Source organism: Saccharopolyspora karakumensis, assembly GCF_004349225.1.
Lineage (GTDB): Bacteria > Actinomycetota > Actinomycetes > Mycobacteriales > Pseudonocardiaceae > Saccharopolyspora > Saccharopolyspora endophytica.
Genome location: NZ_SMLA01000004.1, coordinates 26,630 through 47,930, shown reverse-complemented (window position 1 = coordinate 47,930; position 21,301 = coordinate 26,630). Strand labels below are relative to the sequence as shown.

At 70.0% G+C, this 21,301-nt stretch carries 21 protein-coding genes and 1 pseudogene; 17 read left to right on the top strand and 5 right to left on the bottom strand.

Annotated elements, in window-relative coordinates; all coding sequences use genetic code 11:
* The first annotated feature begins 33 nt into the window (after positions 1 to 33).
* The 4 genes from E1202_RS03930 to E1202_RS03915 all read left to right on the top strand — a co-directional run bounded on the left by E1202_RS03930 (position 34) and on the right by E1202_RS03915 (position 3,634).
* A complete protein-coding gene (locus E1202_RS03930) occupies positions 34 to 963 on the top strand; it encodes a SurA N-terminal domain-containing protein (protein ID WP_235877665.1) in 930 nt (309 codons plus the stop codon).
* A gap of 67 nt (positions 964 to 1,030) precedes the next feature.
* The gene (locus E1202_RS03925) at positions 1,031 to 2,011 is read left to right on the top strand and encodes a MazG family protein (RefSeq protein WP_132681108.1); all 981 of its coding nucleotides are present in this window, start codon (positions 1,031 to 1,033) and stop codon (positions 2,009 to 2,011) included.
* Entirely contained in the window at positions 2,004 to 2,756 is a 753-nt protein-coding gene (locus E1202_RS03920) for a lytic transglycosylase domain-containing protein (RefSeq protein WP_132681107.1), read from the top strand. The genes E1202_RS03925 and E1202_RS03920 overlap by 8 nt, the downstream gene beginning before the upstream one ends.
* A 65-nt stretch (positions 2,757 to 2,821) precedes the next feature.
* On the top strand, positions 2,822 to 3,634 hold the full coding sequence (locus tag E1202_RS03915; protein WP_235877663.1) for a lytic transglycosylase domain-containing protein: 813 nt from the start codon (positions 2,822 to 2,824) through the stop codon (positions 3,632 to 3,634).
* 177 nt (positions 3,635 to 3,811) lie between these two features.
* Here E1202_RS03915 and E1202_RS03910 read toward each other — a convergent pair whose 3' ends face one another.
* A complete protein-coding gene (locus E1202_RS03910; protein WP_132681105.1) occupies positions 3,812 to 4,189 on the bottom strand; it encodes a tetratricopeptide repeat protein in 378 nt (125 codons plus the stop codon).
* Positions 4,190 to 4,505: 316 nt separating this feature from the next.
* Here E1202_RS03910 and eno point away from each other — a divergent pair, with 316 nt between their 5' ends.
* The 3 genes from eno to E1202_RS03895 are packed head-to-tail and all read left to right on the top strand — an operon-like array spanning position 4,506 to position 6,841.
* Positions 4,506 to 5,792 (top strand): phosphopyruvate hydratase, encoded by a 1,287-nt coding sequence (gene eno, locus E1202_RS03905; RefSeq protein ID WP_132681103.1) that lies wholly within the window; start codon positions 4,506 to 4,508, stop codon positions 5,790 to 5,792.
* 3 nt (positions 5,793 to 5,795) lie between these two features.
* On the top strand, positions 5,796 to 6,341 hold the full coding sequence (locus tag E1202_RS03900; RefSeq protein WP_132674089.1) for an FtsB family cell division protein: 546 nt from the start codon (positions 5,796 to 5,798) through the stop codon (positions 6,339 to 6,341).
* A 5-nt stretch (positions 6,342 to 6,346) separates the two neighbouring features.
* Entirely contained in the window at positions 6,347 to 6,841 is a 495-nt protein-coding gene (locus tag E1202_RS03895) for a DUF501 domain-containing protein (RefSeq protein ID WP_132681333.1), read from the top strand.
* A gap of 66 nt (positions 6,842 to 6,907) precedes the next feature.
* Here the strand turns inward: E1202_RS03895 and E1202_RS03890 are convergent, their stop codons facing one another.
* Complete coding sequence (locus E1202_RS03890; RefSeq protein ID WP_207918461.1) at positions 6,908 to 8,497, bottom strand: acyl-CoA dehydrogenase family protein; 1,590 nt, start codon at positions 8,495 to 8,497, stop codon at positions 6,908 to 6,910.
* Positions 8,498 to 8,727: 230 nt separating this feature from the next.
* Between E1202_RS03890 and E1202_RS03885 the strand changes: the two genes are divergently transcribed.
* The 7 genes from E1202_RS03885 (at position 8,728) to E1202_RS03855 (ending at position 17,097) form a co-directional block, all read left to right on the top strand.
* The gene (locus E1202_RS03885; RefSeq protein ID WP_235877661.1) at positions 8,728 to 10,197 is read left to right on the top strand and encodes a lytic transglycosylase domain-containing protein; all 1,470 of its coding nucleotides are present in this window, start codon (positions 8,728 to 8,730) and stop codon (positions 10,195 to 10,197) included.
* A gap of 142 nt (positions 10,198 to 10,339) precedes the next feature.
* Positions 10,340 to 11,293 carry a Ppx/GppA phosphatase family protein gene (locus E1202_RS03880; protein ID WP_132681100.1) on the top strand — a complete coding sequence of 318 codons (954 nt, stop codon included), beginning with the start codon at positions 10,340 to 10,342 and terminating at the stop codon, positions 11,291 to 11,293.
* A 204-nt stretch (positions 11,294 to 11,497) separates the two neighbouring features.
* A complete protein-coding gene (locus E1202_RS03875; RefSeq protein WP_207918452.1) occupies positions 11,498 to 13,129 on the top strand; it encodes a peptide ABC transporter substrate-binding protein in 1,632 nt (543 codons plus the stop codon).
* A gap of 73 nt (positions 13,130 to 13,202) precedes the next feature.
* Positions 13,203 to 14,129 (top strand): ABC transporter permease, encoded by a 927-nt coding sequence (locus tag E1202_RS03870; RefSeq protein WP_132681098.1) that lies wholly within the window; start codon positions 13,203 to 13,205, stop codon positions 14,127 to 14,129.
* Positions 14,122 to 15,084 (top strand): ABC transporter permease, encoded by a 963-nt coding sequence (locus tag E1202_RS03865; protein ID WP_132681096.1) that lies wholly within the window; start codon positions 14,122 to 14,124, stop codon positions 15,082 to 15,084. The genes E1202_RS03870 and E1202_RS03865 overlap by 8 nt, the downstream gene beginning before the upstream one ends.
* An 11-nt stretch (positions 15,085 to 15,095) precedes the next feature.
* Positions 15,096 to 16,106, top strand: coding sequence for an ABC transporter ATP-binding protein (locus tag E1202_RS03860; protein ID WP_132681094.1), 1,011 nt, complete (start codon positions 15,096 to 15,098; stop codon positions 16,104 to 16,106).
* On the top strand, positions 16,099 to 17,097 hold the full coding sequence (locus E1202_RS03855; protein ID WP_132681092.1) for an ABC transporter ATP-binding protein: 999 nt from the start codon (positions 16,099 to 16,101) through the stop codon (positions 17,095 to 17,097). Before E1202_RS03860 ends, E1202_RS03855 begins: the two co-directional genes overlap by 8 nt.
* Before the next feature lie 66 nt (positions 17,098 to 17,163).
* Here the strand turns inward: E1202_RS03855 and sepF are convergent, their stop codons facing one another.
* Together sepF and E1202_RS03845 are read right to left on the bottom strand one after the other, a co-directional pair.
* Complete coding sequence (gene sepF, locus E1202_RS03850) at positions 17,164 to 17,409, bottom strand: cell division protein SepF (protein ID WP_132674075.1); 246 nt, start codon at positions 17,407 to 17,409, stop codon at positions 17,164 to 17,166.
* 196 nt (positions 17,410 to 17,605) lie between these two features.
* Positions 17,606 to 19,072: a S10 family peptidase gene (locus E1202_RS03845; RefSeq protein WP_132681090.1), complete on the bottom strand. Its 1,467-nt coding sequence runs from the start codon at positions 19,070 to 19,072 to the stop codon at positions 17,606 to 17,608.
* A 70-nt stretch (positions 19,073 to 19,142) separates the two neighbouring features.
* Here E1202_RS03845 and E1202_RS03840 point away from each other — a divergent pair, with 70 nt between their 5' ends.
* The 3 genes and pseudogenes from E1202_RS03840 (at position 19,143) to E1202_RS03830 (ending at position 20,388) form a co-directional block, all read left to right on the top strand.
* Positions 19,143 to 19,907 (top strand): uracil-DNA glycosylase, encoded by a 765-nt coding sequence (locus E1202_RS03840; protein WP_328590948.1) that lies wholly within the window; start codon positions 19,143 to 19,145, stop codon positions 19,905 to 19,907.
* Positions 19,879 to 20,004, top strand: a pseudogene (locus tag E1202_RS32765) (type II toxin-antitoxin system RelE/ParE family toxin); the annotation flags it as partial. The gene E1202_RS03840 and the pseudogene E1202_RS32765, both read left to right, overlap by 29 nt.
* A gap of 84 nt (positions 20,005 to 20,088) precedes the next feature.
* Positions 20,089 to 20,388: a HigA family addiction module antitoxin gene (locus tag E1202_RS03830; protein ID WP_132681330.1), complete on the top strand. Its 300-nt coding sequence runs from the start codon at positions 20,089 to 20,091 to the stop codon at positions 20,386 to 20,388.
* 70 nt (positions 20,389 to 20,458) lie between these two features.
* Here the strand turns inward: E1202_RS03830 and E1202_RS03825 are convergent, their stop codons facing one another.
* The gene (locus E1202_RS03825) at positions 20,459 to 21,088 is read right to left on the bottom strand and encodes a TIGR03086 family metal-binding protein (RefSeq protein ID WP_207918451.1); all 630 of its coding nucleotides are present in this window, start codon (positions 21,086 to 21,088) and stop codon (positions 20,459 to 20,461) included.
* Positions 21,089 to 21,301 lie beyond the last annotated feature (213 nt).

The window sequence follows — 21,301 nt, the reverse complement described above, 5'->3', positions numbered from 1 at the left end:
CATCTGAGGGTTACTTCGTGAGAGGGTGCCCGCGTGACGATCTCGCTGCGCCGTGGCCGCTTGTTCGCTTCTCTCGCCGTTGCCGGTGTGCTGTTGTCGGGGTGCGGTTCCGGGCCCAGCCAGGTCGGTGCCGCCGCGATCGTCGGTGACCAGCGGATTCCGGTCACCGAGGTGCAGTCCTGGTTCTCCGAGGTGCTGGCGAAGGAGCCGGAGCTCAAGCCGCAGCTGCGTGAGCAGGGCCAGTACGACGAGCTCGGGCGGACGCTGGCCGGTCAGCTGGTGCGCCAGGAGCTCGTCGCGCAGGCCGCTCGGGAGAACGGGCTGACCGCGTCTGAGCAGCAGATCACCGGCATGATCAACCAGTGGGGCGGTCCGCAGGCCACCGAGGGCAAGATCTTCACGCCCGAGAACCTGCACGAGATGGCCCGCACCGAAGCGCTGGTGACCGAGCTGGGCCGCCGCTACTTCGACGGCTTGGCGGTCACCTTCGACTTCACGCAGGCCACCACCCGCGCCGAGGCCGAGCGCAAGGCCCACCAGATGGCGCAGGGCGACGCCGCCGTCCGCGACCTGATCGCCGCCGACGCCAAGGCAGGCCTGCCGGCCTCGGCCGGTCAGCAGCTGCGCGCGCTCGACAGCCCGAAGCTCGCCGCCTCCACTCCGCTGTTCAGCGCCGAGCCGGGCACGGTCCTGGCCTTCGAACCGGAACCCAACTCCGGCCAGTGGCTGGTCGCGCTCATCCGCGACCGCAAGGCCGCACCGACGGCCAACCCGACCGGTGGCGTGGACGACCAGACGTTGCAGGGCGTCGGCACCTCCCTGCTGGGCGCCACCGCCGACCGCGTCGGCGTCACCCTCAGCCCCCGCTACGGCGTGTGGGACCCGATCGGCCTCCAGCCCGTGCCGAACGAGGGCGAGACCACGGGCTTCCGCATCGAGCCGCACCACCACGAGGGCGCCTGAGCCGGTTTTCGGCTGATGTGGCGCACGTCGCTGAACCCCGGTCGTCCCCGGTTGGGACAATCGTCGTATGAGCGAGCTGCGGGTGGCCGAAGGTACTGCGATCGTCCTGGTGGACGACAGGCTCGGCGAGGCGTTGCCCGCGGCCGCGTTGCCGCTGGTCCGCAAGGCCGCCGAGGTCTTCGCGGGAGCCGGTCTGTCGGCGGCGGCCAAGGCCGCGCTCGACGTTCCCGAAGCACCGCAGGACCTCGTCGAGCGGGCCGCGACCGCGCCGACCGTGCTGATCACCGGTGAGATCGACGCCGCCGCCGAATCGCTGCGCGCGGCGGGCGCCTCCGTCGTCGCCTCGCCCGCGCCCGCCGGGGTGGAGCTGCTGGACGCCGTGACCGTGATGGACCGGCTGCGCTCGCCGGGCGGCTGCCCGTGGGACGCCGAGCAGGACCACGACTCGCTGCGCCAGTACCTCGTCGAGGAGACCTACGAGCTGCTCGACGCGATCGCGGAGAAGGACCGCTCCGCGCTGCGCGAGGAGCTCGGGGACGTGCTGCTGCAGGTCCTCTTCCACGCCCGGGTCGCCGCCGAGGACTCCGAGGACCCGTTCGACGTCGACGCCGTCGCGGCGGGTCTGGTCAGCAAGCTCGTCAGCAGGCATCCGCACGTCTTCGCCGACGACAGCACCGTGCTCGACACCGAGTCGCAGCACGCGCGCTGGGAGGAGCTCAAGCAGCAGGAGAAGCAGCGGGAGTCCATCGTGGACGGTGTCGCGCTCGGTCAGCCCGCCGTCGCGCTGGCCGCCAAGCTCACCCAGCGGGCGGGCCGGGCCGGAATCCCGCTGTCCGCGATGCCTTCCGGCGAGGACACCGGTTCGGCGCTGTTCGCGCTGGCGGCCGAGGCCAAGCTCGGCGGGATCGACCCGGAGGACGCGCTGCGCGGGGTCGCCCTGGAGTTCGCGGAGCGCATCCGCGCGGCCGAACGCCGCGCCCGCGAGTCGGGCGGCACCGCGCCGACCGCCGACGAGTGGCACGAGCTCCTCGGTGGTTCCGATGCGTGACCGCCGAGCGCTGGCGCTGCCGCTGCTGCTCGCCCTCGCCGCCTGCTCCCCGCCACCCGCACCCACGTCAGAACCGCCGTCGGCGTCGGCGCCGCCCGATCCCGGCGTCGCCCCGCCGAGGGTCGAGCTGCTGGCGCCGGGGGCGTCGTCGCCGGACCGGCCGCAGGCGCAGCTGATCGACTGGTCCGAGCGGATGTCCGACGAGCTCAACATCCCCCGCGCCGCGCTGCAGGCCTACGGCTACGCGCAGCAGGCGATGAACGCCTCCGTCCCCGGCTGCGGGTTGAGCTGGACGGTGCTGGCGGGCATCGGCTCGGTGGAGTCCAGCCACGGCAGGCACGGCGGTGCCCGGCTCGACGAGACCGGCAGGCCCGAACCCCGCATCATCGGCTTACCACTGGACGGCAGCGCCGGCGTCAAGGCGATCCGGGACACCGACGGCGGGGGCCTCGACGGGGACCCGGTGTGGGACAGGGCGGTCGGGCCGCTGCAGTTCATCCCGTCGACCTGGCGCAAGTACGAGGTCGACGCCGACGGTGACGGTGTCGCCGACCCGCAGGACCTCGACGACGCCGCGCTGACCGCGGGGCGGTACCTGTGCGCGGTCGGCCACGACCTGCGCGACGGCGACCGGTTCTGGGCAGCGCTGCTGGACTACAACCAGTCCCGCAGCTACGGCCAGGACGTCATCGACTACGCCGACCACTACGGGAAGACCAGCCGGTCACTGCCGGCCGAGGGATGATCCCGGAGGGTGGTCGGTGTCCGGAAGTGCTGGAGCCGGGGGCTACCTGCAAGTAGCCTGTGCGAGTGATCAGGACCTCGCCAACGGTGCTCGCGGCCCTCGGACGCCTCGCGCTGGCCGTCTCGCTGCTGGCCGCGATGGTCGTCGGCGTCGCCCTGGTCAACGTCCTCGGCGCCCCGCCGAAGGCGCCGGTGGCCGCGCCGCCGCGCCCTGAGGACCCCAAGCCCGCGCCGGTCGCGCCCGGATCGATCGCGCCACCGGTCCAGGCCCCGCAGGTGGAGACCCCGCCGCAGCCCCAGCCCGGCGTCGACCCCGTGCGCGAGTGGGCGAACCAGGTCTCGGCGGTCGTCGACCTCCCGGCTCGCGCGGTCGTCTCCTACGTCAACGCGGACCTGGCGATGCGCCAGCACCAGCCGAGCTGCCGGATCTCCTGGACCACGCTGGCCGGCATCGGCCGCATCGAGTCCAACCACGGCCGGTTCGGCCACCGGCAGCTGCGCGAGGACGGCCGCCCGTCGGTGCCGATCATCGGCATCAAGCTCGACGGCGGCCCCAACGTGCGGCTGATCCCGGACAGCGACGGGGGAGCGCTGGACGGCGACGTCGAGCACGACCGGGCCGTCGGTCCCATGCAGTTCATCCCCACGACGTGGCGCAAGTGGGCCACCGACGGCAGCGGCGACGGCCGCGGCGACCCGCAGAACCTCGACGACGCGGCCGTCTCCGCCGCGCGCTACCTCTGCGCGAACGGCCGCGACATGTCCACCGGCTCGGGCTGGTGGCAGGGCGTCATGTCCTACAACAACTCCGTCGAGTACGCCCAGAAGGTCTTCGGCCTGGCGGAGAACTACGCAGCAGCAGGAAACCCCCGCCGCTGACCCGGGCCCCACGTCACCGACACCCGACCACAGGACCCCAGCGGATCTCGCGCACCCGGATTTCAGCGGAACTGGGCACCGGATCTCAGTGGAAATCGGGGTCCTGGTTTCCACTGAAATCCGGTCGAGGTGGTGCGGGAGGGTGCTTGCTTCGCGCGGGTCCGAACGATCTGGGGGTCAGGAGGAGCGGACGGCTATGTGGGCGTTGATCTCGCCGAGGGCCTCTTGGTAGGCCGGGTCCGGGTACATGGTGGCGGCCAGGCGGAGCTGTGCCCTGGCCTCGTTGAGACGACCCTGCCGTTGCAGCGTCCGGCCCAGGACCAGTCGCGCGTAGTGGTCGGACGGATCGATCTCCAGCACGCGCAGGAACGCGCGTTCGGCGCGGCGCAGCTGCGCCGAGAAGTAGTACGCCCGCCCCAGGAGCAGCTGCACGCTCGGCTTGTCGGGGGCGACGTCGACAACGGGTTCGAGGACTCGGAGGGCCTCCAGCGGGCGGCGCTGCGCGAGCAGCTCCTCCGCTCGCCGGAACGCTTCGACGGTGCCTTCGTTCGTCATGGCGCGGACAACGTTAATCCGCGATCGGCTGTTCCGAGACCTCCGACCGGATGGTCTTGTGGTGACGCAGAGGTATCGAGCGCCCCACGTCGAGGCGACTTCGCGGTGCCGTGACCTCCCCGAAGGCGAACGGCCGACGAACACCGGGTGTGGAGACCGAGCGGCGCAGATCACGGCATCGCGAGTCTGCGGCGAGCGCTGCGCCCGCCCGGTTAGGCTCGTAGTCGGTTGTCGGGGCGGACAGCCGGTTCGCGGCGTGCGGGAACGTCGTGTCGGTTGCTCCCGTCCTATGAGTCCAAGCTGGTTAGGAGCACACGTGGCGATCATCGAACAGGTCGGCGCCCGCGAGATCCTCGATTCGCGCGGTAACCCCACCGTCGAGGTCGAAGTGGCATTGGAGGACGGCACGCTCAGTCGCGCGGCGGTCCCCTCGGGCGCCTCGACCGGCGAACACGAGGCCGTCGAGTTGCGCGACGGCGACGCCGGCCGCTACGGCGGCAAGGGCGTGGAGAACGCCGTCTCGGCCGTGCTGGACGAGATCGGACCCGAACTGACCGGTCTGGACGCCACCGAGCAGCGCGTGGTCGACCAGAAGCTGGTGGACCTCGACGGCACCCCGGACAAGTCCCGGCTGGGCGCCAACGCGATCCTCGGCGTCTCGCTGGCGGTGGCCAAGGCCGCCGCGGAGGCGTCCGAGCTGGAGCTGTTCCGCTACATCGGCGGACCGAACGCGCACGTGCTGCCGGTGCCGATGATGAACATCCTCAACGGTGGTGCTCACGCCGACACCGGTGTGGACATCCAGGAGTTCATGATCGCGCCGATCGGTGCGGACACCTTCGCCGACGCGCTGCGCTGGGGTGCCGAGACCTACCACGCGCTGAAGTCGGTCCTGAAGGCCAAGGGCCTTCCGACCGGTCTGGGCGACGAGGGCGGTTTCGCCCCCGACCTGCCCAACAACCGCGAGGCGCTGGACCTGATCGCCTCGGCGATCGAGAAGGCCGGCTACAAGCTGGGCCGCGACATCGTGCTGGCCCTCGACGTGGCTGCCACCGAGTTCTTCAACGAGGGCACCTACAACTTCGAGGGCACCAAGCGCACCGCCGACCAGATGGCGGAGTACTACCAGGAGCTCGTCTCGGCCTACCCGCTGGTGTCCATCGAGGACCCGCTGGGCGAGGACGACTGGGACGGCTGGGTCAAGCTGACCAAGCAGGTCGGCGACAAGGTGCAGCTGGTCGGCGACGACCTGTTCGTCACCAACCCGGAGCGCCTGGAGGACGGCATCAACAAGGGTGCCGCCAACGCGCTGCTGGTCAAGGTCAACCAGATCGGCACGCTCTCGGAGACCCTGGACGCGGTCAGCCTGGCCACCTCGTGCGGCTACAAGAGCATGATGAGCCACCGCTCCGGCGAGACCGAGGACACCACGATCGCCGACCTGGCGGTGGCCACCGGCTGCGGCCAGATCAAGACCGGTGCTCCGGCGCGGAGCGAGCGGGTTGCCAAGTACAACCAGCTGCTGCGCATCGAAGAGGGCCTCGGCGACGCCGCCCGCTACGCGGGTGAGCTGGCGTTCCCGCGGTTCAACGCGGAGAGCTGAGCCATGCCGGCCGGGCGCGCATCGAATTCGCAGGGGCGCGGCGAGCGGAACGTTCCGCCGTCGCGCCGGCAGGTGCGCGCCCGCCGGGACTCGGCTCAACGCAAGACGACGGGGACCAGCTCGGTTCGGGGTACCCCGAAGCGGCGCCCGGCGAGCAGGGCCAAGTCCAGCACCGGGGGAGCGTTCAAGCTCTCCTCGACGCGTCGCGCGGCGGTGCTGGCGCTGCTGGTGTGCGTGATGGCGCTGAGCGTCGCGGTGCCGCTGCGCACCTACCTCAGCCAGCGCGACGAGCTCGCCGCGCAGGAGTCGCAGCGCGTCGAGCTGGAGATCCAGGTCCGCGAGCTGGAGCAGCGCAAGCAGGAGCTCTCCGATCCCGCGCAGGTCGAGGCGGAGGCGCGGGCGCGGCTCGGCTACGTCCGGCCGGGGGAGACGCCCTACATCGTGGAGGTCCCGCAGGCTCCGGCCCCGCCGCCTCCGCGGGCGCCCGGTGACGACGGGGTGCCGTGGTACGAGGAGATGTGGAACTCGGTGTTGGGGAAGGAATCGTGACGGTCGTGGATACGTCGCTGGTCAGCGAGGCGGACCGGGAGTGCGTCCGGCGTCAGCTCGGACGGCCGCCCCGGGGGCTGCACGCGATCGCGGCACGTGATGCCTCCGGTGAGCCGACGGTCGTGCGGACCTGGCCCCGGCTGGAGGACGGCACGCCGTTCCCGACGCTGTACTACTTGACGGCCCCCGACCTCACGGCCCACGCCTCGACGTTCGAGGCGGAGGGCCTGATGAAGGAGATGGCCGAGCGGCTGGAGACCGACGAGGACCTGGCGGCCCGCTACCGCGCGGCCCACGAGTCCTACCTGGCCGAGCGCAACGCGCTGGAGTCGCTGGGCACCGACGTCAGCGCCGGCGGCATGCCGGATCGCGTGAAGTGCCTGCACGTCCACATCGCGCACTCCTTGGCGAAGGGGCCCGGGGTGAACCCGTTCGGCGACGAGGCCGTCGACCTCATCGCCGAGCGCTGGCCCGAGCACCGCTACCTGCTCAACCGCTGACGCCCCGTCCGCATCGCGGAGCGCGGGTGCCGCAGCGGACCTTGTGGTCCGAACCGCCCAAGGGCCTCACTGGCCAGGTGCGATGCGGTCGAAGAGCGACTTGGCGCCCGGGATCGGGGTCGAGCCGAAGGTTCGGCCCGGGTTCGCCAGGCGCGTCGCGATGAACGCGTCCGACACCGACGCCGGGGCGTAGCGCTGGAGCAGCGACGCCTGCAGCGTCAGCGCCAGCGACTCCGCCAGGGTCCGCGCCCGCTCCGGGCGGGGATCGGCGAGTTCCGCGCGGACGCGGCGCAGCGCGTCGTCGTAGGCGGCGTTCTCGCCGGCGGCGTTGTCGAGCTCGGCGAGGATCGCGTCCCGGCTCGTCGGCTGCTTGGCCAGCGCCCGCAGCAGGTCCAGCGCGGTGACGTTGCCCGAGCCCTCCCAGATCGACATCAGCGGCGCCTCGCGGTAGAGCCGGGGCATCCCCGACTCCTCGACGTAGCCGTTGCCGCCCAGGCACTCCAGCGCCTCGGCCACCGCGTACGGGGCGCGCTTGCAGACGTAGAACTTCGTCGCGGGCAGCGCCAGCCGGAGCAGGTCGTGCTCCTGCTGCTCGACGGCTGCGGCCAGCCGCATCGCCAGCGTCGTCGCCGCCTCGGACTCCAGCGCCAGGTCCGCGACCACCTGCTGCATCAGCGGCTGGTCGGCCAGCCGGGCGCCGAACGCGCTGCGCTCCTGCACGTGGTGGGCGGCTTCCGACAGCGCGATCCGAATGTTCGCCGACGCGCCGAGCACGCAGTCGAGCCTGGTCATCGACACCATCTCGATGATGCAGCGGACCCCGCGCCCCTCCTCGCCGATGAGGTGCCCGATCGCGCCGGTGTACTCGATCTCGGAGGAGGCGTTGGACTTGTTGCCCAGCTTGTCCTTCAGCCGCTGCAGGCGGATCTCGTTGCGGGTGCCGTCGGGCAGCACACGCGGGACCAGGAAGCAGCTCAGCCCGCCTGCCGTCTGCGCGAGCGTCAGGAACAGGTCGTTCATCGGCGCCGAGGTGAACCACTTGTGCCCGACCAGCCGGTACGTGCCGTCGGCCAGCGGTTCGGCGGTGGTGGTGTTGGCGCGGACGTCGGAGCCGCCCTGCTTCTCGGTCATCGACATGCCCGCCAGGAGCGCCGACTTCTCGCGCGGCGGGCGCAGTCCGAACTCGTAGCGGCGGGCGGTGAGCTTCGGCTCGAACTCGGCGGCCAGCTCCGGTGACCAGCGCAGCGCGGGAACCGCGGAGTAGGTCATCGAGATCGGGCAGCCGTGCCCGGCCTCGGCCTGCGACCACAGGTAGAACCCGGCGGCTCGGCGCAGGTGCGCGCCCGCTCCCTGACCCCAGGGGGCGGCGTGCAGCCCGTGCGCGATCGCCCGCTCCATCAGCCAGTGCCACGACGGGTGGTACTCGACCTCGTCGACGCGGTTGCCGTAGCGGTCGTGGGTGCGCAGCTGCGGCGGGTTCTCGTCGGCGAGCCTGCCGTGCTCGCGGGCATCGGCCGAGCCGGCCTCCAGCGCGAGCGGGGTCAGGTCGCCGACGGCGTAGCGGGTCAGCGCCGAACCCAGCGCGGGGTCGCAGGCCAGCGGATCGAATCCGGACAGCGGTGAAGCCTGGTTCACGACCTGGTGGGTGCTGTGCACGCGCGGCTCGTCGATGAGCGTCATGCCCGGAGCGTAGGCACAAATCCCCGCGAGATGAATGCCTCGATCCGATGCAGCTCGATTCCAGCTGGGCAAGCTTCTCCGGCGGCTCGGTCGGGTGAAGTCGCTCGGCGAGTGCCCGTGAGGTGGTGTATCCAGGGATTCGGCTGTTTGGCGGAGTGCTCGATTCAGGCGTGGGGGTTTGACGAGTGGGGGACCGCAGGAAGCGCATGGCCCGGCGGAAGGATCCGACGGGTGTGCTGGCGCGACGTCGGGCCCGGAGGTGGCTGGCGGTCACCGCGATGGCACCGGTCCTGGCGCTCCCGGCGGGTTTGCTGAGCGCCTCGGCCCTGCCCACCGGACCAGCCCCGGGACCGCAGGTGTCCGCACTGCGCGAGCTCGGCGTGAGCGGGAACCTGCCGCAGGCTCCGGTGCTCAGCCCTCGGCTGCTGAACGAGGCGGCCGACCCGGCGCAGCTCGCCGCTGTGCCGCAGGCCGCGCCCCGGGTGGAGATGCCCGCCGGTGAGCTCGGCATTCCCGAACCCGTGCTGGCCGCCTACATGCAGGCCGCGCGCGAGGTGGAGCAGATCCGAGCCTGCGGGCTGCACTGGTCGGTGCTGGCGTCGATCGGGCGCATCGAGTCCGGGCACGCCCGCAACGGCGACATCGACGTCAACGGCACGACGGTGCGCGCGATCCTCGGCCCGCAGCTGTCCGGCGGGCCGGAGATCGCGGCGATCCCGGACACCGACGCCGGGCGCTTCGACGGCGATCGGGTGTGGGATCGGGCGGTCGGGCCGATGCAGTTCATCCCGGCGACGTGGCGCAAGTTCGCCTCCGACGGCAACCAGGACGGCGTCGCGAGCCCGCACAACGTGCCTGATGCCGCAGCCGCGGCGGGCGCCTACCTCTGCAACGGCGGCGAGGACCTCAACGATCCGCGCGCCCTGGCGGCGGCCGTGTTCCGCTACAACCACTCCGAGAGCTACGTCCGCACGGTCCTGGTCTGGGCCGACGCCTACCGGCGCGGCGTCACGCCGACCCCGGCCGAGCTGGCTCCGGAGACCAGCGACCTCCTGGCCGCGGAGCGGACGACCGAGAGCCCGAGCGCGCTGGCGTTGCCGGCGCCCGAGCCGCTGACGATCCCGGAGATCGAGCCCGTGCCGCCGATCCCGGATCCGCGGCCGCAGGCGTTCCAGCCGGTCGTGCCGGAAACCGCTCCGCAGCCCGAGCCGGAGCCGCTGGTCGCTCCGGTCGAACCGGTCGTGCCGCAGCAGCCCTCGACCGCGCCCGAGTCGCAGACGCCCGCGCCGTCGCAGACGCCCGCGCCGTCGCCCGAGCCCGTTCCGTCGACGGAGCCTCTGCCGTCGAGCCAGCAGCCCGCCCCGCAGAGCTCGGAATCCTCGCCGTCGAGCTCGGTTCCCACTCCGCAGAGCTCGGAACCGGAGCCGTCGACGAGTTCTGCGGAGCCGTTCCTGTCTCCCTCGACCTCCGAGGCCTCCGAGCGCGGCGAAACCTGCGACCCGACCCTGCTCGACCGCGGCGAGTTCGCCCTCATCGAACCGCTCGCCGGAGACGACGTGCTGCCCGGCGAATCGCTCCCGATGCTGGCGCAGCCCGACTTCGAGGTCTTCACCGACGCCACCGGCGTGGCGCGGCCCTGCACCGTCCCCGAGGACTACACCCCCGAACCGCAGTAATCGCCGGACCCCGGCACCGGGCCGCGCGCGCTCCCATCGTGGGAACGGGCGCGGCCCGGCGCTCTCCTCGCCCCGGCCTCGGGCCCGATAGCGTGGGGGAGCGGCCGGAAACGCCGGTGCGCAGCTGGGCGAGGAGGGTGCGATGGCACGGGTTGCGGCGATCGACTGCGGGACGAACTCGATTCGCCTGCTGGTCGCGGACGTCACGGTGCACGAGGACGGGCGCAAGGATCTGCGCGACATCTACCGCACGATGCGCATCGTCCGGCTCGGCCAGGGCGTGGACGCCACCGGCCGGCTCGCGCCGGAGGCGATCGAGCGCACCCGCGCGGCGCTGGTCGACTACGCCGCGATGGCCGCGCGCAAGGGCGTCGAACGGGTCCGCATGGTGGCGACCTCGGCGACCCGCGACGCGGAGAACCGCGAGGACTTCTTCTCGATGGTCCGCGAGACGCTGGGCGTCGACGCCGAGGTGATCACCGGGGACGAGGAGGCGCGGCTGTCGTTCGTCGGTGCCGTCGGCGACCTCGACCCGCTGGACGGGCCTTTCGTGGTGACCGACGTCGGTGGCGGTTCCACCGAGGTCGTGGTGGGCACCTGGGACGGCGCGAACGCCGACATCACCGCCGCGCACTCCGCCGACATCGGCTGCGTGCGGCTGACCGAGCGGTGCCTGCGCGATGACCCGCCGACCGACGAGGAAATCGGCGAGGCGGAGAAGGTCGCGCGCCAGATCCTCGACGAAGCGTTCGCCCGGGTCGACGTCAGCGGAGCCCGGACCTGGGTCGGAGTCGCCGGAACCGTCACCACGCTCTCCGCGATCGCGCAGGATTTGCCCGAATACGATCCCCAAGCGATCCACCTTTCCCATATTTCCCAGAACCGTGTCGAACAAATCGCCGAACGACTTCTTTCCATGTCGCACGAAGAGCGTTCGAAGATCGGATCGATGCATCCGGGTCGCGTGGATGTGATCGGAGGTGGTGCGCTGGTGGTCAAGGTGCTCGCGGAGGAGTTTTCGGAGCGCAGCGGCATCTCCTCGATGACTGCTAGCGAGCACGACATCCTGGACGGTATTGCCCTGTCGATCAGCTAGTTCCCAGAGGGTGGACACGTTGTCCCGATTGCAAAGAACGGGAACGATGTATCGATTCAGAAAGTGACGGCTTTGTGACACTGCATTGCCGCCGCCCGGTTCTCACTTATGTTTACGCACGTCTGACGCGACGGTGAAGAACCGTCGTGCGTGATGCCCCTGGAAAACAAACCCGGGGCGCGCGTGGGAAGCGGGAGGACCTACATGCGAAAGGGACGTTTGGCCGCATTGGTCGCGGCCCCGCTGGCGGTGGCGTTGCTCGCCACCGGCTGCGGCGGTGGCGGCAGCGGCTCGGGAGAGGACGGCATCGTCACCCTTGACTGGGGCGAGCCGGAGAACCCTCTTGTCCCGGCGAACACCACCGAGGAAAACGGTGGTTTCATCGTGAACTCGATGTTCACGGGTTTGGTCAACTACCGGGCCAGCGACCTCAAGGTCGAGAACGCGGTCGCCGAGTCGATCCAGACCACGGACAACCAGAACTTCACGATCAAGCTCAAGCCGGGCTGGACCTTCCACGACGGCACGCCGGTCAAGGCGAAGAACTTCGTCGACGCCTGGAACTACTCGGCCTACGGCCCCAACGGTTTCCAGGGTGCGAGCTTCTTCGAGCAGATCGACGGCTACGACCAGCTGCAGTCCGAGGACCCCGACGGTGACGAGGGCCCGGCACAGGCCCCGACTCCGCCGGCCAAGGAGATGTCCGGTCTCAAGGTCGTCGACGACACGACGTTCACGGTGAAGCTGAAGGCGCCGTTCACGATCTTCCCGGTCGTGCTGGGCTACTCCGCCTACATGCCGCTGCCCGACGCGTTCTTCGCCGACCCCAAGGGCTTCGAGCAGCACCCGATCGGCAACGGTCCGTTCAAGTTCCAGGACCGCACTCCCAACGTCGAGCTGAACCTGACCGCCTACGACAAGTACGCGGGCACCGACAAGCCGACGATCAAGGGCGCCAAGTTCAAGGTCTACGACAACCTGGACACGGCCTACCAGGACCTGGTCTCGGGCAACCTTGACTTCCTGCGCGCCGTTCCGGTCTCCGCGCTGGTCGGCGACAAGTGGAAGCAGGACCTCGGCGAGCGCGCGAAGCAGAAGCCGGGTCTGCTCACCCAGAACCTGGGCATCCCGACCTACGACGAGAAGTTCAAGAACCCGCTGGTCCGCAAGGCGATCTCGATGTCGATCGACCGCAAGACGATCACCCAGCAGGTGTTCTCGGGCGGTCGTGACCCGGCGGACGGCTTCGCCACCCCGGCGGCCGACGGCTACCGCCCCGGCCAGTGCGGCGAGGCGTGCGAGTTCAACCCGGAGAAGGCCAAGCAGTACCTGGCCCAGGCCGGCGGCTTCCAGGGCACCCTGACCCTGGAGACCAACGCCGACGGCGGTCACAACGAGTGGGTCCAGGCTGTGGCCGCGAGCATCCAGCAGAACCTGGGCATCCAGACCCAGTTCGTGCCGGTGCCGACCTTCGGCGAGTTCCGCCAGAAGGCCAACGCGTTCCAGTTCGACGGTCTGTTCCGGACCGGTTGGAAGGCCGACTACCCGAACATCGAGACGTTCCTGACGCAGCTGTACCGCACGGACGCGTCGTCGAACGACTACAAGTACTCCAACCCGGCGTTCGACGCCGCGCTGGACAAGGCGAACGCGGCTCCCACCATGGAGGCCGCCACCGCCGCCTACGCCGATGCGGAGAAGCTGCTGGGAGAGGACCTTCCGGTCATCCCGCTGTGGACCCAGCCGGTGCAGTACGGCTTCTCGGAGCGAGTCGCCGAAGGTGAGGTCAAGGCCTACCGCGAGCTCGACTTGAGCACGGTGCGCCTGAACCCGTAAAACCGAGTGCGCGCCCGGCCCATCGAAACCCGGTGGGCCGGGCCCTGCGCTGCTGTTGATGGAGGAGGCCCGGATGGGTCGCTACGTGTTGCGGCGGTTGCTGCAACTGATCCCGGTTTTCATCGGGACGACTTTTATCATCTACCTGCTGGTGTGGGCGATTCCCGGCGACCCGTTCGCGGGCAAGTGCGGCGACCGCGGCTGCCCTCCGGCCTACATCGCGGAGATGCACGAGAAGTACAACCTCGACGATCCGCTGATCGTCCAGTACTTCAAATATCTGGGAAACCTGCTGATGGGTGATTTCGGGGAGACCTACTCCGGTACCGCGATCTCCTCGCTGCTCGAACAGGCCTATCCGGTCACCGTCCGGCTCGCCATCGTCGCCCTGATCATCGAGGGCGTCATCGGTCTGCTCGCCGGTGTCCTGACCGGCCTGCGCGGGCGCGGCTTCCTGGACAACCTGGTGCTGGTGTCCACCCTGTTCCTGATCGCGCTGCCGGTGTTCGTCACCGGTTTCGTGCTGCAGATCGTGCTCGGCTCCGAGCTGGGCCTGATCAAGACCACGGTCTCCTCCGATCCCACGATCGGCGAACTCCTCATCCCCGGGTTCGTCCTCGGATCCCTGTCCATGGCCTACGTCTCCCGGCTGACGCGGACGAGCATGATGGAGAACAAGCACGCGGACTTCGTGCGCACCGCCGTCGCCAAGGGCCTCGCGCCCCGCCGCGTCGTCGGGGTGCACATGCTGCGCAACTCCATGATCCCGGTGGTCACCTTCCTGGGCACCGACCTGGGCGCGCTCATGGGTGGCGCGATCGTCACCGAGGGCGTGTTCAACATCCGCGGCATCGGTGGCCTCGTCTTCAAGGGCATCACCACCCAGGAAGGCACGACGGTGACCGGGATCGTCACGGTCCTGGTTCTGGTCTACCTGCTGATGAACCTGCTGGTGGACGTTCTCTACGCGGTGCTCGACCCGAGGATCCGATATGACTGACCCACGCCCCACCACCAGCCTCGCCACCACCCCCGCGGCCGAGGCACCACGAGCGGACGAGAAGAACGAGCAGGCCAAGAACGAGAAGCCTCGCGGTCTCTGGAGCGATGCGTGGCGCGATCTGCGCCGGCGTCCGCTGTTCCTGATCGCCTCGGCGATCATCCTCCTGCTGCTGATCATCGCCGCGTTCCCGCAGCTGTTCACGCAGGCGGACCCGAACTTCCAGGACCTGACCAAGGCGCGCGACACCCCGTCGGGGGAGGCGTGGTTCGGCTACGACAACCTCGGCCGCGACCTCTACGCCAGGACCATCATCGGCGCCCGCGCGTCGATCCTGGTGGGCCTGGCGGCGACGCTGCTGACGGTGCTGCTCGGCGGCCTGATCGGCATCGTCGCCGGGTACTTCGGCGGCATCGTGGACACGCTGATCTCGCGGTTCTCCGAGATCTTCATGGGCCTGCCGTTCGTGCTCGGCGCGATCGTCATCCTGACCACGTTCAACGCCGACATCAAGATCCCCAGCGGCAGCCGGATCATCACCCAGGTCGTGGTGACGATCGCGGTGCTGTCCTGGCCGATCTCGATGCGCATCATGCGGTCGGCGGCGATCGCGGCCAAGCAGCAGGACTACGTCAAGGCGGCTCGCGCGCTGGGCGCGAGCCCGAGCCGGATCATCATGCGGCACGTGCTGCCCAACACGCTGGCACCGGTGATGGTCTACGCGACCATCGCGCTCGGCGGGTTCATCGGTGCGGAGGCGACGCTGTCGTTCCTGGGCATCGGCCTGCGCGAGCCGGTCGTGTCCTGGGGCGTGATGATCGCGGAGTCGCGCAACTACATCCAGGCCGCCCCGCACCTGCTGCTCTTCCCGGCCGGTTTCCTGGTGGTCACGGTCCTCGCGTTCGTGATGCTCGGTGACGCCGTCCGCGACGCGCTCGACCCGAAGCAGAAGTAGGAGAAACCGCTGTGTCCGCAACGAAACACGAGACCTCGGCGGAACGTCTGCTGGAGGTCGAGGACCTGCACGTCGAGTTCCGCACCCGGGACGGCGTCGCGAAGGTCCTCAACGGTGTGAACTACCACGTCGACGCCGGCGAAACCCTCGCCGTGCTGGGCGAATCCGGTTCCGGCAAGAGCGTCACGGCGCAAACGGTGATGGGCATCCTGGACATCCCGCCGGGGGCGATCACCGGAGGTGCGATCCGCTACCGCGGTGAGGACCTGCTGACCGCCACCGAGGAGCGCAGGCGAGAGCTGCGCGGCGACGCGATGGCGATGATCTTCCAGGACGCGCTGTCGGCGCTGAACCCGGTCTACACGGTCGGGTTCCAGATCGCCGAGCAGCTTCGGACGCGGCGCGGCATGTCCCGCAAGGACGCCACGAACCGGGCCGTGGAGCTGCTGGACCAGGTGAAGATCCCGAACGCCAAGCAGCGCGTGAAGGAGTTCCCGCACCAGTTCTCCGGCGGCATGCGGCAGCGCGCGATGATCGCGATGTCGCTGGCGCTGGACCCGGACCTGCTCATCGCCGACGAACCGACCACGGCGCTGGACGTCACCGTGCAGGCCCAGATCATGGACCTGCTCGACGAGCTCCGCCGGGACCGCGGCATGGGCCTGATCCTCATCACCCACGACCTGGGCGTGGTCGCCGAGGTCGCGGACCGGATCGTGGTGATGTACGCGGGCCGCATCGTCGAGGCCGCTGACGCGTACTCGCTGTACAAGGCCCCGGGCCACCCCTACACCGACGGCCTGATGCGGTCGATCCCGCGCCTGGACCTCAAGGGCCAGGAGCTGGAGACGATCAAGGGCCTGCCGCCGAACCTGATGGCGGTGCCACCGGGATGCCCGTTCCACCCGCGCTGCTCGCGGGCCGAGGACAAGTGCCGCACGGAGGTGCCGACCGACCACAACCTCGGGTTGGGCCGCGTCAGCGCCTGCCACTTCGCGGAGGAGATGATGAGCCGTGGCTGAGCCGATCCTCCAGGTGCAGAACCTGGTCAAGCACTTCCCGGTGCGCGCGGGCTTCCCGCGTCGCACCGTCGGGCACGTGCGGGCGGTCGACGGCGTGTCCTTCGACCTGCAGCGCGGCGAAACCCTCGGCATCGTCGGGGAATCGGGCTGCGGCAAGTCGACGCTGGCGCAGGTGCTGATGCGGCTGGAGAACCCCACCGGCGGCACCGCGCTGTTCGAGGGTCGCGACATCTTCAGGATGCGCGGCTCGGAACTGCGCAAGCTGCGCCGGGACATGCAGATCGTGCTGCAGGACCCCTACACCTCGCTGAACCCGCGGCGCACCGTGGGCGACATCGTCGGCGAGCCCTTCGAGATCCACCCCGAGGTGGCGCCGAAGGGCGAGCGGCGGCGCAAGGTGCAGGAGCTGCTGGACGTCGTGGGCCTCAACCCCGAGCACATCCACCGCTACCCGCACCAGTTCTCCGGCGGCCAGCGGCAGCGCATCGGCATCGCCCGCGCGCTGGCGCTCAAGCCGAAGGTGATCGTCTGCGACGAGCCGGTGTCGGCGCTGGACGTGTCGATCCAGGCGCAGGTGATGAACCTGCTGGGCGACCTGCAGGACGAGTTCGGGCTCTCGTACGTGTTCATCGCCCACGACCTGGGCGTGGTCCGGCACCTGTCGGACCGGGTCGCGGTGATGTACCTCGGCAAGATCGCCGAGGTCGGCACCGAGGACGACATCTACGAGCACCCGCAGCACCCGTACACCCAGGCCCTGCTGTCGGCCGTGCCGGTCCCCGATCCGACCCTGCGCGGCAAGCGCGAGGTCATCCGCCTCACCGGCGACGTCCCCAGCCCGGCCAACCCGCCGTCGGGCTGCCGCTTCCGCACCCGCTGCTGGAAGGCCCAGGACATCTGCGCCGAGAAGGTCCCGGAACTGGAGGTCCGGACGGGCGGGCACCCCTCGGCCTGCCACTTCGCGGAGGAGATCCCGCACGTCGTGGTGTGAGATCGACGAGAACCGGGCGCCCTCACCGAACTCAGGTGGGGGCGCCCGTTCGCGCGCTGCGCCGGGTCAGCGCTGTTCGGGCTGCTCGGGGTGGCTGAGTAGGAAGACCTTCGGTGCGACCCGCTGCATGTCCCCGCCGCGGGCCACGACCAGGCCGGCCGCGAAGTCGACGAGCTGGGTCGCTTCGGGACCCCGGACGTCGGTGAGGTCCATGAGGACGGCGTTGCCCTGGCGGTAGTAATCGCCCACGTAGTAGACGTCGGCGTAGTTCTGCGGGTGCAGCGTCTTGACCACGTGCTCAGTGTCGCCCACCGCCGCGCGGTGTCAATCGCAAGCAACCGCCGTGGCGCACCGAAATTTCGAGAATCCCGCGGTCACGGGGCAGGCGAATCGAACTTCGCGCGAAGTTCGAACGCCGCGTTCCACCGTCGAACTTCGCGCGAAACCCGAACCCCCCGAGCCGGGCGTGTTCCTGAACTGCGAAGACACGCCCGGCCGGGGTTTCCGGCTAGGAGCGGGTGATGAAGGTGGCGAGGTCTTCGGACTGCTGGATCCGGGACGGCTCGTGGACGTACATCATGTGGCCCGCCGGGTAGTAGCGGACGTCGATGTTCTCCCGCAGCTCCTCCGGGACGGGCAGCCGCGCCAGGACGTGCTCGGCGGCGAAGTACGGCGTGGCGCCGTCGGTGTAGCCGCAGCCCACGTGCACCCGCAGGTGCGGGTTGGCCTGCATCGCCGCACCGAGCCGGTCCACGACGGACACCGCCGCGCCCTCGAACTCCTTGTACGACCAGGGCTGCACCCGGCCGGTCAGGGTCTCGTAGGGCAGGTCGCTGCGGTAGTCGAGCTCCTCGCGCAGGTAGTGGTTGATGGCCGCCGAGTAGGCGCCGCGGATGCCGGAGATGCTCGGGTCGTCGGTGAAGCGCTCCACCGCGGCGTCGGGCTCCCAGCCGGTGAAGCGCCCGTCCATCCGGCCCACGGTCCTGCGCTCGTCGCGCAGCAGCTCGGTGAAGAACCGGACGTGCTCGATGCGCAGGTTGACGCGGTCCACGTAGTCCTCGGTCAGCCCGGAGAGCTCGGCGACCTTGCGCACCACGTCGGCGCGCTCCTCGGCGGTCAGCCGAGCGCCTCGCGCCAGTGCCCACGCGTAGTCGCCGGCGGCGAACTTCTCGGCCTCGTCGAGGACGTCGCGCAGCGGGCGGTCGCCGTGCTTGCCGTGGTGGTGGGCGATGGCCGCGTAGGTCGGCAGGTAGAGCGAGTACGGCAGGTCGTTGCCCTCGGTGAACCGGATCGTGCCCATGTCCAGCACGGACGAGATCAGCAGCAGCCCGTTCGGGTACAGCCCGTGCCGCGACTGGAGGTGGTCGGCCAGCGCCGCCGCGCGCAGCGTCCCGTAGGACTCGCCCGCGAGGTACTTCGGCGACATCCACCGGCTGTTGCGGGTCGTCCACAGCCGGATGACCTCGGCGATCGACTCGATGTCGCCCTGGAAACCGTGGAAGTCACCGGGCTTCCCGCCTTCGATCGCCCGCGAGTAGCCGGTGGAGACGGGGTCGATGAACACCAGGTCGCTGTGCTTGAGCAGCGTCTCGGGGTTGTCGGCGAGCCCGTAGGGCGGCGGGGCGAGGTCCCCGGCATCGCCGGACAGGACTCGGCGCGGGCCCAGCACGCCGAGGTGCAGCCACACGCTCGCCGAACCCGGGCCGCCGTTGAACGCGAAGGTCACCGGGCGGTTGCTGTCCGGAGCGGCGTCGAGGACGTAGGAGGTCAAGAAGACCTCGGCCTTGGCCTTGTGCCCGTCGAACTTGCCGTCGGTGTAGACCTCGTCGCGCAGCACGACGCGTCCCGTGGTCGCGGTGTAGGACAGCTCGGTGCCGTCCACGGTGATCGCGTGGTGCGTGCTGACCAGATCGTCCACCGGCTCGGCGGGGGTGGTGTCCTGCTGCGTCGCCTCGTCGGCCTTCTCGTCTGCCATGCCGCCCACATTACGTGCCACGAGAGGCGTCTTCTGTCAGTTTTGCGGGGTGGAGAAGCCCTCGGAGTTGATCAACGACCCGTCCGGAGAACCCGCCGACGCGGCCCCCGGCGCGGGCGACCTGGCGGAGCTGGACGAACTGGTCGGCCGCTGCACGGCCTGCCCCCGCCTGGTCGCTTGGCGCGAGGAGGTCGCCCGCGTCAAGCGCGCCGCGTTCCGCGACGAGGAGTACTGGGGCCGCCCGGTTCCCGGTTTCGGCCCGTCCGAGGCGGAGATCGCGATCGTCGGCCTGGCCCCCGCCGCCCACGGCGGCAACCGCACCGGCCGGATGTTCACCGGAGACCGCTCCGGCGACGTCCTCTTCCAGGCGCTCCACGACGTCGGCCTGGCCTCCCAACCGGAGTCGGTCTCGCTGCACGACGGCCTGCGGCTGCACCACACCCGCATCACGGCCCCGGTCCACTGCGCCCCACCGGCCAACAAACCCACCCCGGCCGAACGCGACACCTGCCGCCCCTGGCTGGTCCGCGAGCTGGATCTGCTGCGCCCGACCCTCCGAGTCGTCGTGGTCCTCGGAGGCTTCGGCTGGCAATCCCTCCTGCCGGTCCTCGCCGACGCCGTCTGGCAGGTCCCCCGCCCCAGGCCCAAGTTCGGCCACCTCGCCCACGCCGAACTCCCAGCCACCGACGGAGGACCCCCGCTCCACCTCCTCGGCTGCTACCACGTCAGCCAGCAGAACACCTTCACCGGCAGGCTCACCCCGGCCATGCTCCGAGAGGTCTTCCAACGAGCGAAGCACCTGGCGGGTGGGGGTGAGGGTTGCGATCATCCTTGATGCGGCGGAGACCGTGGAAGACCTTCGGATCCCGCCTGGGAATCGGTGGGAGGAGCTCAACGGTGATCGGGCTGGCCAGCACAGCATTCGGATCAACCAGCAGTGGCGCATCTGCTTCGAGTGGACATCGGCCGGCCCGGAGAACGTCGAGATCGTGGACTACCGCTGGAGGGAGCTGAGGATGTCTGACGAGTTCGTCATGCCTCCGGTTCATCCCGGCGACGTCCTGGCGGAGGAGTACTTGGAGCCTCTCGGCGTCGTCACTCAGCACCGGTTGGCCGTGGCCATCGGTGTTCCGCCGCGGATCAACGAGATCGTGCACGGCAAGCGCGGGATCTCCGCCGACACGGCGTTGTGGCTTGCGCGCTTCTTCGGCACCTCCGAGAGGTTCTGGCTCAACCTTCAGTCGCGCTACGACTTGGAACGTGAGAGGGACGCTCTCGCCGACACGTTGGACCGGATCCAACCGCTGTCCGCGTGACAGGCGGTGTCCGAGCCTCGTGATGTCCCAACGGTGATGTCGTGGAAGGGCGAAAGGACTGACCGGCGCTTCATCCTGGTGGTTCGGACGTCGCCTCGCGCTTGGCGTCGGCTTGGAGTCGTGTGGGCAGCGCTTGGCGTTGATGTCCGAGCAGGTGAGCCAGTCGTTCGGTCGCCGATGCGGCCGCAAGTCCGGGCACGGGATCGTCGTACATGACTCCGCGCAGGCGATCGGGGATCACGTCCGTGGCGAAGGGGAGACATCGTTCGGCTGCGTGATCCAGCTTCGTCGAAGGTTGATCCGTTGCGATGGCGAGGTCCCAGCCGTGGGTGACGGTCTCGATGGTGAATCCGCGTGCGGCGGTATGCGCCGTGCACGGTCCCCAGGGGGCTCGGACCTGGTCATCGGACCGCAGCGGTTTCCACGCGGCCCGGATTCGGTCTGCCAGAGCGGCGTACGCCGCGGCCAACTGCGCGTCGGGAACATCGGTCACGGCGTGCGGGATCGCTTGCGTGGAGACCCCTTCGGCGGTCCCGAGCCCGCGGTGCGCGGTGCCGATCAAGTGGCCGGCGAGCGCGCGCACGTCGTACTCCGCGCACGGTGTCGCATCGGTCAGTTGCGCCGTTGTGGTCGCCTCCATCAGGGCTGTGACCCAGGCGAGTGCGTCGAAGTAGTCCTGACGTTGTTGGTCGAACTGCACTGTGCGGCTCCCCGTGGACGGCCAGGTCGGTCTGGATGCGCCTGGGGCCAGCGCAGCCCAAGAACACCTGACCCGCGCGGATCGGGCACGTGCCGACTGTAGAGCCGAACCCCGACGCATCGAGGCCGGAATTCGGGTGAGGGCGCGGGAGTGGGCGGTTTTGGTCCGAACCGGCTCCTGATCATGTCCGTTATGCCTGGACAGTTCGGGCCA